The 11,028-nt window shown below is 71.6% G+C and carries 5 protein-coding genes and 2 pseudogenes; 6 read left to right on the forward strand and 1 reads right to left on the reverse strand.

What is annotated here, in order from left to right; translation table 11 throughout:
• Nucleotides 1–53: 53 nt before the first annotated feature.
• From JNW91_RS25755 to JNW91_RS25770, 4 genes and pseudogenes are all read left to right on the forward strand, one after another.
• A pseudogene (locus JNW91_RS25755) lies at nt 54–2,161 on the forward strand (glycosyl hydrolase family 95 catalytic domain-containing protein); the annotation flags it as partial.
• A gap of 54 nt (nt 2,162–2,215) precedes the next feature.
• Nucleotides 2,216–2,467: a glycoside hydrolase family 95-like protein gene (locus JNW91_RS34080; protein ID WP_407664382.1), complete on the forward strand. Its 252-nt coding sequence runs from the start codon at nt 2,216–2,218 to the stop codon at nt 2,465–2,467.
• On the forward strand, nt 2,467–3,690 hold the full coding sequence (locus JNW91_RS25765) for an SGNH/GDSL hydrolase family protein (protein WP_203177959.1): 1,224 nt from the start codon (nt 2,467–2,469) through the stop codon (nt 3,688–3,690). Before JNW91_RS34080 ends, JNW91_RS25765 begins: the two co-directional genes overlap by 1 nt.
• A 125-nt stretch (nt 3,691–3,815) precedes the next feature.
• Complete coding sequence (locus tag JNW91_RS25770) at nt 3,816–4,301, forward strand: DUF2231 domain-containing protein (protein ID WP_203177960.1); 486 nt, start codon at nt 3,816–3,818, stop codon at nt 4,299–4,301.
• Nucleotides 4,302–4,352: 51 nt separating this feature from the next.
• On the opposite strand, the gene JNW91_RS25775 is transcribed toward JNW91_RS25770, so the two are convergent.
• Nucleotides 4,353–7,703: a S8 family peptidase gene (locus tag JNW91_RS25775; protein WP_203177961.1), complete on the reverse strand. Its 3,351-nt coding sequence runs from the start codon at nt 7,701–7,703 to the stop codon at nt 4,353–4,355.
• A gap of 759 nt (nt 7,704–8,462) precedes the next feature.
• Between JNW91_RS25775 and JNW91_RS25780 the strand changes: the two genes are divergently transcribed.
• A complete protein-coding gene (locus tag JNW91_RS25780) occupies nt 8,463–9,878 on the forward strand; it encodes a CocE/NonD family hydrolase (protein WP_309244487.1) in 1,416 nt (471 codons plus the stop codon).
• A 914-nt stretch (nt 9,879–10,792) separates the two neighbouring features.
• Nucleotides 10,793–11,028 (forward strand): annotated as a pseudogene (locus JNW91_RS25785) (C39 family peptidase); the annotation flags it as partial.

Consider the following 11,028-nt stretch of genomic DNA (forward strand, 5'->3'; position numbering starts at 1 on the left):
GGCGGAGGCGCCGGGCCGCGCCCACCGGCGTTGGCCCAGGTTGGAGAACCGACATGGAGTTCCGCAACACCGAATCGCGCGTTGTCCGCCCGAGCCGTCGAGGCTTCCTCGGGTTGGCTGCCGCCGCCGGCGCGGCCACCGCACTCGGCGGCCTGCCCACCTTCGCGGCCTCGGCGGCCCCCCGGCGTCCCAGCGGGTCGCCGCTGCTCAGCGGGGACGCCGCCGCGAAGAACCAACTCTGGTGGCAGGCTCCCGGCTCCGCCACCTCGATGATCGAGCAGGGGTTGCCGGTCGGCAACGGCCGGCTCGGGGCGCTCGCGAGCAACGACCCTGCCCACGAACTCCTGATGATCACCGACGCGACGCTGTGGACCGGTGGTCGCAACGACACCCTCGACGGCGACGGCCAGTTCCCGTACGGCCGCGACGACTTCGGCTCGCTGACCATGCTGGCCACGCTCACCGTCGACATTCCCGGGCACGACCTCGGGACCGTCGACAACTACCGCCGCACCCTCGACCTGGCACAGGGCCTGGTCAGCGTCGCGTACGACGTCGCGGGCGTCGGCTACCGCCGGCAGATGTTCGCCAGCCACCCCGACGACGCGATCGTCCTGCACTTCTCCCAGCAGGGCCGCGGCACGTACACCGGCACGGTCTCGCTGGCCGGCACCCACGGCGAGTCCACCACCGCCGAGCACGCCGGCCGGTACGCGTCGTTCGGCGCGTCGTTCGCCAACGGACTGCGCTACGGCGCCGCCGTCACCGTCCACAGCGACACCGGCACGGTCGCGGTCACCGGCGCGGCGATCTCCGTCACCGGCTGCCGGGAGTTCACCGTCGTCGTCAGCGGCGGCACCAACTACGCCCCCGACGCCGCCGCCGGATTCCGCGACCCGTCGGTGGACCCCGAGCGGCTCGCCCGCGACAAGGCGCTGGCCGCTGCCCGCGAGTCCGTCCGCGACCTGCTGAACACCCACGTCGCCGACTTCCGGCAGGCGTTCGAGCAGTTCGCCATCGACCTCGGCACGTCGTCCGCCGCCCAGCGCGAACTGGACACCTGGGAGCGGACGCAGGCGCGCTGGCGGGACAACGTCGCCGACCCCGAGCTGGAGGCCGCGTACCTCCAGCTCGGTCGCTATCTGCTGATCTCCGGGTCGCGGGGCAGCCTGCCGATCGGCCTTCAGGGCCCGTGGCTGGCCGGCAACGATCCGGACTGGATGGGCGACTACCACAGCGACGTCAACATCCAGATGAGCTACTGGTTGGCCGACCGGGCGGGGCTCACCGACACCTTCGACGCCTTCGCGGACTACTGCGTCGCGCAGCTGCCGGTCTGGACCGAGGTCACCCGACGGATGTTCAACACCTCGACCAACCGGTTCCGCAACACCAGCGGCAGGATCGCCGGCTGGGCCGTCGCCTACTCCACCAACCCGTACGGCGGCAGCGGCTGGTGGTGGCACCCGAGCGGCAACGCCTGGCTCTGCCAGAACCTGTTCGAGCACTACGAGTACACCCAGGACCGCGCCTACCTGGCGAAGGTCTACCCGGTCATCAAGGGGGCCGTGGAGTTCTGGGAGACCCGACTCGTCAACGTCACGGTCACCGACGCGTCCGGCGCCTCGCGCGAGGTCCTGGTCGCCGACCGTGACTGGTCGCCGAGCACGGGCCGCAGGACACCCGGGGCAACACCTACTCCCAGGAACTGGTGTGGAACCTCTTCGAGAACTACCACACCGCGACCCGGGTGCTCGGCCGGGACACCGGCTACGGCCAGATTATCGCCGGCCTCCGCAAACGCCTCTACCTGCCCGAGGTCAGCCCCAGCACCGGCTGGCTCCAGGAGTGGATGTCACCCGACAACCTCGGCGAGACCCTGCACCGGCACCTCTCCCCTCTGATCGGCCTCTTCCCCGGCGACCGGATCCGCCCGGACGGCTCCACCCCGAAGGAGATCGTCGCCGGCGCGACCGCCCTGCTCACCGCCCGCGGCATGAACAGCTTCGGCTGGGCCAACGCGTGGCGCAGCCTGTGCTGGGCGCGGCTGAAGGACGCGGAGAAGGCGTACCAGCTCATCGTCAACAACCTGAAGCCGTCGACGAACGGCAGCAACGGCAGCGCCATGAACCTCTTCGACATCTACGAGACGAACCCCGGGCGCGGCATCTTCCAGATCGACGCGAACCTCGGCACCCCCGCCGCGATGGTCGAGATGCTGCTCTACTCCCGGCCCGGTCACGTCGAGCTGCTGCCCGCGCTGCCCTCCGCGTGGGCGGCCGCCGGTTCGGTGTCCGGCATCGGCGTACGGGGTGGCTTCACCGCCGACCTCACCTGGCGCGCCGGCCGGGTCACCCAGGTGCGACTGACCAGCGTCGGCGGTCGCGGCACGACGCTCGTGGCCAACGGTCGGCCGCGCCAGATCACCCTGCGGCCCGGTGAGTCCGTCACCCTGCGGAACCTCTGATGCGGGCCGGGTTTCCCCGTCGCGTGGGGGCGGCCGCCGTCGCCGCGCTGCTCTGCGTACCCCTGGCCGCCCCGGCCGCCCAGGCTCGGACGCGGCACGACCCGACGGCCGGTGGGGGCCGGCACCACGTGGTCACCTGGGCCGCCAGCGCCGACCGGCAGGGTGCCGGGCCGGCCGAGCGCAGCTACCGGCTCGTCGTGCGTACCAGCGTCGCCGGCAGTGCGCTGCGAGTCCGCCTGAGCAACGCGTTCGGCGAGCACCCGGTCACCTTCGCCAGCGCCTACGCCGGGTTGCAGCGCCAGGGCGCGGAGCTGGTTCGGGGCAGCAACCGGCGGTTGGCGTTCGGCGGGCAGACGTCGGTCACCGTTCCGCCCGGGCAGACGGTCCTCAGCGACCCGCTGCCCGGGAGCCTGGCCGCCCAGAGCGACCTCGTCGTCAGCCTGTACGTCACCGGCGCGCAGGGGCCCACGACCGGGCACGGCATGGCCATGCAGACGTCCTACGCGACCGCGGGCGACCACGCCGCCGAGGAGGCGGCGACCAACTGGACCGACCCGATCGGCTCCTGGTACTGGCTGGACGCCGTCAGCGTGCAGACGTCCACGGCGATCACGTCGGTGGTGACCCTGGGCGACTCCATCACCGACGGGTGGGCGTCGGCGTCGGACACCAACCGGCGCTGGCCCGACTACCTGGCCCGGCGGCTCGACGCCGCCGGCAGCCCGGTGCGGGGAGTGGCCAACGAGGGCATCTCGGGCAACAAGGTGCTCGCCGACGGCGCCGGTGAGGCCGCGCTGCGCCGGCTGGACCGCGACGTGTTGTCTCAGCCCGGCGTCAGCACGGTGATCGTCCTCGAAGGCATCAACGACATCAAGGCGCACACCGGCGTCACGGTCGACGACCTGACCGCCGGCTACCGCCAGATCGCCGACCGGGCGCACGCGGCGGGCAGGTGCGTCGTCGGCGCCACGGTCATGCCGTACAAGGGTTGGTCCGAGTACGACGCCGCGGGTGAGGCCGTGCGACAGGGCGTCAACGACTGGATCCGGCACAGCGGGACGTTCGACGCGGTGGTCGACCTCGACCGGATCACCCGCAGTCCGTACGACCCGCAGGCGCTCCTGCCGTTCTTCGACGGTGGGGATCACCTGCACCCGAACGACAAGGGCATGCAGGCGATGGCCGACGCCGTCGACCTGACCGCTCTGCGCTGCGACCGCTGAGCCTTCCGGCCGGTCACGGTGCTGGCCGGCCGGACGGCAATCTTGGGGGCTGACACGCCCGACGTGTGCCGCTAGCGTCCATGCCGGACGATCGACGTCCACCCGAGCGCGCGGAGGAGACGCCGATGTTCGAGGAGTTCATGGGCATTCCCGCCCACCCTCTCGTGCTGCACGCCGCGGTCGTCTTCGTGCCGCTGCTGGCCCTGCTGACGATCGGCTACGCGCTCGTCGCGGCGGTCCGGCCGCACACACGATGGGTGCTGGGGCTGGTCGCCCTCGGTGCGCCGATCTTCGCCCTGTTGGCGAAGCTCTCCGGTGACGCCTTCTTCGAGCGCATGCGCTCGGCCAACCGGGTCACGCCCGAGTTCGTTCCGAAGCTGGAGGCGCACCAGGAGTTGGGGGACCTCACCCTCTACGCGACGATCGGGCTGGCGGTCGTGGCGCTGGCACTGGTCTGGTTCGTCCCGCCGCGCACCGCCGAGGGCGTACGCCCCGGTCGTGCGCTGACCCTGGCGTTGCAGGCGCTGTCGGTGGTGGCCGCCGGCATCGCCGTGTACTACGTGGTCCGTACCGGCGACTCCGGCGCGAAGGCGGTCTGGGAGGGCCAGTGACGATCGGTGGTGCGGCCCGGCCGACGTCGGGCCGCACCACCGCGATGTCCGTCAGCCGGCGTGGTACGCCCGGATGATGGTCTGCTCGATGCCGCTACCGCCGTTGGCGGCGGCCTTCACCCGCAGCGACACGGCCTGCCCGGAGGTGGCCTTCGGCAGCTCGACCCGGTAGCCGTCGCCGCTGCCGGTGACCCGGGCCGCCTTCCAGGTGGCGCCGTCGTCGGTCGAGGTCCAGACCTGGAACGACGTCACCTTCTGCGTCTTCACGCCGTGCGCCTGCCGGACGGCCAGCTCGGCCGTTCCGTCGACCGGGTGGTTGTTGTGGTCCATCGGCAGGGCGTAGTCGATCGCGAGCAGCGGCAGCGGCACGCTCCCGGTCCCGTCGGGGCCGGCGGACCGGAACGTCCACGAGGTGTCGACCCTGGTCGAGATCGGCAGGATCAGGCTCGTGTCGACGTCGAGGGTCACCCGGTAGTCGGCCATCGACTGCGGGACGGTGAAGTCGCCGAACGGGCCTTGCCGCGCCTCGACCAGCTTGCCGTCGCGGTACAGCGACAGTGTGCGCTTCACGCCGATCGCCTCACCCTGCAGGCAGTCGGCCCGCTGGTGCTGGTCGGTCAGCGACACCAGGTCGAGGTGCAGGTTGCCCCGCGTCCGCGACGGCGGGGTGGCGCAGCTCCAGCCGGCACCGGCGGGGTCGTCGTACCAGCCGGAGTGCAGGGGCTGACGCGCCCAGATCTTCGTCTGCCGGCTACCCGGCTGGTAGCTGCGGGGCGCCTCGTCCGCGGCCAGTCCACCGTAGACACCCTGGTCGGCCCAGACGATGTCGGGCGAGAGGTAGTCGGTCCGGTACGGCGGCAAATTCCCCTCGTGGGTCTGGGTCACCCCCACCCCGTCGCGCGTGAGGCCGGTACGGACCAGTTGGGTGAACATTTCCGGCGAGTCCGTCTGGTGGAACCGCTCGTCGATCCGGGCCAGCCTGGCCTGCTCCGCCCTGGTCACCCGGTACGCCGGGTCGGCCGGAACGCCGTCGGCGTACTCGTGCACCAGGTTGTACCGGTACGGGTTGGCCGTGCCGGCCGGCGAGTCCAGGTTGACGGCCGCCCAGGTACGCCGCGATCCGACGCTGGGCTGCGGCAGCGCGGTCGTACGGACCGTCGTCGTCGCCCCGTACCCACTGACCTGGTGCCACCAGGACAGACCGTTCGGCGCGGTCTGGACGTTGGTGAAGTCGACCCGGGTGGGAGTGGTGGGCACCCCGTCGACCGTCGCCGTCACCGGCCTGGCCCGCGCCGGGTCGAGCGTCACGCTCCGGGCGCCGCGCACGTCCAGGTCGGCCTCGCCGGCGAGCGTGGTCTCCAGCACGTCACTGTCGACGTAGTAGGCGATGGAGGCGCCGAGCACGGTGTACCGTCCGGCCGGAACCCGCAGCGTGAAGGTGTCTCCGGGCGTGCCGGAGGCCCCGTCGTAGTAGATCTGCGGGTCGGTGAGGTTGGTGACCATGAGGTTGACCCAGGTTTCCGCGCCGTCCTTCAGGCCCGGCAGCGGCTTCGTGCGGATCGTCAGGTCATAGCTGGGCTGCTCGACGTAGAAGCTCACCGGGGTGGTCGAGATCAGCTTGCGGCCGGCGCGGGCCGTGACGGTGGCCAGGTAGAAGCCCGGCCGGCTGGCGAGCGCCGCGCGGTCGACGCGGAGCGTCGTTCCCGCCGTGGCGCCGCCCTTGAGGGTCACCCGGCCCGTCGACAGCGACGCCGCGCCGCGCGGCACCGGCTGGCCGTCGTGGTTGACGATCGACACGTCGAGGTCGAGGACGGTCGTCGCCGGGGTGTGCCCGCCGGTCCAGCTCAGCGTCGTCCCGCTGGTTCCGGACTGCGGGTACGCGAAGGTGCCGAGGTTGACCACCGGCTGGTCGCTGGTCGGGCCGCCGAGGGCCCGGGCCGCGTTGAGCCGGCCGGCGCCGACGGCGTACGGGTCGATGCCGGTCAGCGGGTCGGCGGCGCCGACGAGCGCGGCCTTGATCTTCTCACCGGTCCAGTCGGGGTGCCGCTGGGCGAGCAGCGCGGCGGCGCCCGCCACGTGCGGGCTGGCCATCGAGGTGCCGCTGATGGCCTCGTAGTACCTGTCGATCGGCGCTTGGAGGTTGGTGCCGGCGGCCCGGGCGGCGACGATGTCGACACCGGGTGCGACCAGCTCCGGCTTGGCCACGTGGCTGGTGACCAGCGGACCGCGACTGGAGAAGTCGGCAAGCTTGTCGTCACGGTCGACCGCGCCGACGGTGAGGGCGCTCGCGGCGGAGCCGGGCGAGGAGATGGCGCCGCCGCTGTTGCCGGCGGCGATGACGAACAGCACGCCGGTCTGCCTGCTCAGGCCGTCGACGGCGAGCGAGAGCGGGTCGGTGCCGTCGTCCGCGTCGCTGCCACCGAGGCTCATGTTGATGACGTCGGCCCGGGTGGCGGCCCACTCCATACCGGCGATGATCCCGGAGTCCGCGCCGGAGCCGTGGTCGTCGAGAACCTTGCCGATCACCAGCTTGGCGTCGGGCGCCACGCCGCGACGCTGACCGTGTGCGGCCGCGCCGGTGCCGGCGATGGTCGAGGCGACGTGCGTACCGTGGCCGTTGTGGTCGACGGCGTCACCGCCCTCGGCGGTGAAGTCGGCCCGGTCGGCGACCCGGCCGACCAGGTCCGGGTGGGTGAAGTCGGCGCCGGTGTCGAGCACCGCGACCCGGACGCCCTTGCCGGTGTACCCGGCCTTCCACGCCTCCGGCGCGGCGATCTGCCCCAGGTTGCGGTCCAGGTCGCCGTGCTGACCATCGCCGGTCAGCGCGGTGGCGCGGACCTTGCGGTCGAGCCAGACCTTCTTCGCGCCGGCGAGCAGCAAGTTGGTCGCCAGCTTCGCGGTCGCCGGGCTCTTCTTGGGTACGTGGCCGGCCACCGCTCCGATACTGGGCAGCGCCAACACGTCGCCGAGCGCGGCGACCCGGACGGAGGCGGTTGCGGGCTGCACGATGACCGGCAACTGCGTGGTGCTCTCGTCGTCGTACCCGTCCGCGATCAGGGCGGTGACGTCGAAGAGGTCGGGGTCGAGGGTCGAGCCGATCTGGGACGCGACGCGGGCGGGGACGACGTGCAGGTGGCCGTCGGGGCCGCAGGCCTGGCGGATCACCGCGTTCGCGTCCGCCGGTCGCACCGTGGCCTGTGGGCATCCCGATCCGTTGCTCCGCACGGTCACCACGTCCCCGGTCAGCAGGGTGACGGTGTGGGTCTTCCCGCCGGCGGAGGTGTGGGGTGTGTCGGGCGGGGCGGCACCGCTGGGGCCGGCTGTGGCGGTGCCGCCCGGCACGGCGGTCAGCGCCGTGGCGGTGACGGCGACGGCCAGCAGCCAGCGCGTTCTCTTGAGCATTTCGCTCCCTGTCTCAGGTGGACTAATGCGCCTCTTGGGCGACTAGTTGCAAGATCATATGTGTGCATACCTGATCTTCGGGGGCCCACGACACAGCAATTTCCGCCGACCTGACCTGGAATTCCGCCGCTTCCCCAGTACGGAAAGACGGCTTTCCAATGTGAACGAAAGCCGCATGCCCGTCCGAAGGTATCGACGCGACGTCGACTCGCACCTAGCATGACGACGAATGGATCTTCGACGTTCGTCCCTGCCGAAACCCGGCAACCAGCCCGACCGAAGGGAGACGCACATGCGTCGACCCCGCCATCTGGCACTCCTGAGCGTCGGCGTGTCCGGCGCCCTGGTTCTCAGTGCCGCCCCGACCGCGGCGGCGGCCCCGCCCACGACCACCACGCCCACCGGCATCGTGGTCAGCGACGGCATGACCCAACCGGTGTTCTCGCTCGCCGACGCGATCGAGGAGCGGGTGTTCGTCCAGACCCCGGTGGACAGCGACCACGACGGCCGACCCGACCGGGTCGCGATCGACATCTCCCGACCCCGGGAGACCGCCACGCAGGGCTTCAAGGTGCCGGTCATCTTCGAGCACAGCCCGTACCGCAAGGACACCTGGGGCGACGTGCCGTACCCCAGTGTGCTGGTCGACGACCTGCCGCAGAACGGCCTGACCCACCGGTCCGGCCTCCGGCGCTCGACGCGGACGCCCAGCGGGCCCAGGCGAAGGCCAACCTGCCCGGCTCGCTCGACGACTACTACGTGCCGCGCGGATACGCGGTGGTGCTCGGCCAGAGCATCGGCACCGGCGACTCGGACGGCTGCCCCACCAGCGGCGACCAGGCCGAGACGCTCGGCACCAAGGCCGTCATCGACTGGCTCAACGGCCGGGCGAAGGGGTACGACGCGAACGGCGCCCCGGTCACCGCCGGCTGGACCACCGGCGCGGTCGGCATGACCGGCGTCTCCTACAACGGAACGCTGCCCAACCAGGTGGCCACCACCGGGGTCGAGGGACTGAAGACCATCGTGCCGGTCTCCGCGATCAGCAGCTGGTACGACTACTACCGGGCCAACGGCCTGGTCGTCGCCCCCGGGACGTTCCAGGGCGAGGACCTCGACATCCTGGCCCAGTACACGGCCGGACAGGCACGGGCCGAGGGACCCTGCGCCGACGAGATCGCCGAGATCACCGAGAAGCAGGACCGGGCGACCGGCGACTACTCGACGTTCTGGCGGGACCGCGACTACCTCGACGCGCGAAACGTGCGGGCGAGCGTCTTCGTCGTCCACGGCCTCAACGACTGGAACGTGAAGACCGAGCACTTCGCCGGCTGGTGGGACGAGCTCGCCAAGCGGGACGTACCGCGCAAGATCTGGCTGCACCAGGGCGGACACGGTGGCCCCGGCAGCAGCGCATCGGTGACCCTGCCGGACGGCCGCACCTGGACCTACAAGCAGACCGAGAACCGCTGGTTCGACTTCTGGCTGTGGAACGTGCGCAACGGCATCATGGACGAGCCGACCGCCGTCATCCAGCGGGAGGACCGGGCGTACACCACGTACGCCAACTGGCCCGACCCGGGCGCGCGTGACGTCGAACTGAACCTCGCCGCGACCGACGCCACCGCGCCGGGCACCCTCACCACGGGCAAGCCCCCGAAGGCCAAGGTCGAGCAGAGCTTCGTCGACGAAGGCCGGACGATCCACCCGGACACCCTGGTGGCCAACCCGGACACGGCGAGCGCCAACCGACTCGCGTACCGCTCCCCCACGCTGGCCCGGGACGTCCGCGTCTCCGGTCGCCCGGAGATGCGGCTGCGGATGGCCATCGAGAACAAGCCGGACGCGAACCTCACCGCGTACCTGGTCGACTACGGCCCCACCGGGTCGACCGCCGCGCCGACCGTCGTGACGCGCGGCTGGATGGACCCGCAGAACCGCAAGAGCGCCGCGCGCACCGAGCCGGTGAAGCAGGGCAAGCTGTACGACTACCGGTGGACCATGGAGCCGAAGGACTACATCTTCCCGGCGGGCCACCGGATCGGCGTGGTCGTGTTCTCCAGCGACCAGGAGTACACCCTGTTGCCGCTGGGTGGCACCGAACTGCGGGTCGCACCGAACGACAGTGAGCTGCGACTGCCGATCGTCGGCGGGCGGGGCGCCCTCGGGTTCTGAGTTCGCCGTCGCGCCACAGGTGGGGCAGCCCAACGTATCCGGGCTGCCCCACCTGCACGTCCAGGCCCGCTGCCCCGGCCGAGGTCGGGCAGCTTCGGGGAGGGTGCTGCCTCGCGGTGAGGTGAGGCAGCAGTTTCGGGGAAGGTGCTGCCTCGCGGTGAGGTGAGGCAGCAGTTTCGGAGACAGTGCGCGGATCAGCGAGCACGGTCGTGGTTCGCGGCGGTCGCCGGCGGCAGTGCGGGCGACCTTCTCGCATGATCGTGCTCGATCCTTGTTGTCGCGCCCTCGTCCGGGCGGTGAGGGGCCTGTTTCCTGGTTCGCGCACGATCTTCGGCGGGTGCGGTGTCCTCGACGCGGTCGGCCACGGCGCGAGGTCGCGGCCGCCAGTGGACGCTCGTAGGCCGGTCGGTCCGGTTGTCCGCTGTGCCCTCCTCGGTGCCTGACGGTCTTGTGATCGACACAATTTCGGCGACGTCGGGGTATCCGCCGCCACCGGACACCGCGATATCGGCGAACCCGAGTCGATCAGCCCGCCTCGTCCCGCGTGCCGGCTTCCCCAGCCGCGCCGATTGTCGGGTCTGACCGGTGGCGTCCTGTGATCGGGGCATCCGGGCGGTGGAATCGGGGCCGGGGTGGGGTCGTTATACCCGGCACGCCCCCCGCGACTGCCAGCTCGTGGCGGGCGGCGGTCGTCGGGAACACCGGCCCGGCCGCCGCGGTTACATCTCCGCACGGCCGAGCAGCACGGGGTTGACTTCCCCGGTGGAATGATCCGCCGCTCGGAACCGTTACACCCTGTCCCGACGCCGGCCCCCTTGACGGGGGCTGCCGGGCAGATCCCCCACGACTTTCCCGCACGGTCGCCACCCCCTGGTACCGCGCGGTATCCCCCTGATGCAGAGGAGCACGCCATCATGCGTACCGATCTGATCCGTAAGACCGCGCTGACCGCTGCTGGACTCGCGTTCACCGGCGGCGCCATCGCCGGGCCCGTGACCACCGCCTACGCGGCGTCGGACGCGAAGCCCATGTCGCAGTCGCAGGGTGATCGGAAGAGCGGTGAGCGGGAGTTGGGCGTGCGCTACGAGGCCCAGCCGAACTTCTACTACTGCGGTCCCGCCGCCACCCGCAACGCCCTGAGCGTGCAGGG

Origin of the sequence: Micromonospora parastrephiae (genome assembly GCF_016802865.1) — a bacterium.
GTDB classification, from domain to species: domain Bacteria; phylum Actinomycetota; class Actinomycetes; order Mycobacteriales; family Micromonosporaceae; genus Micromonospora; species Micromonospora parastrephiae.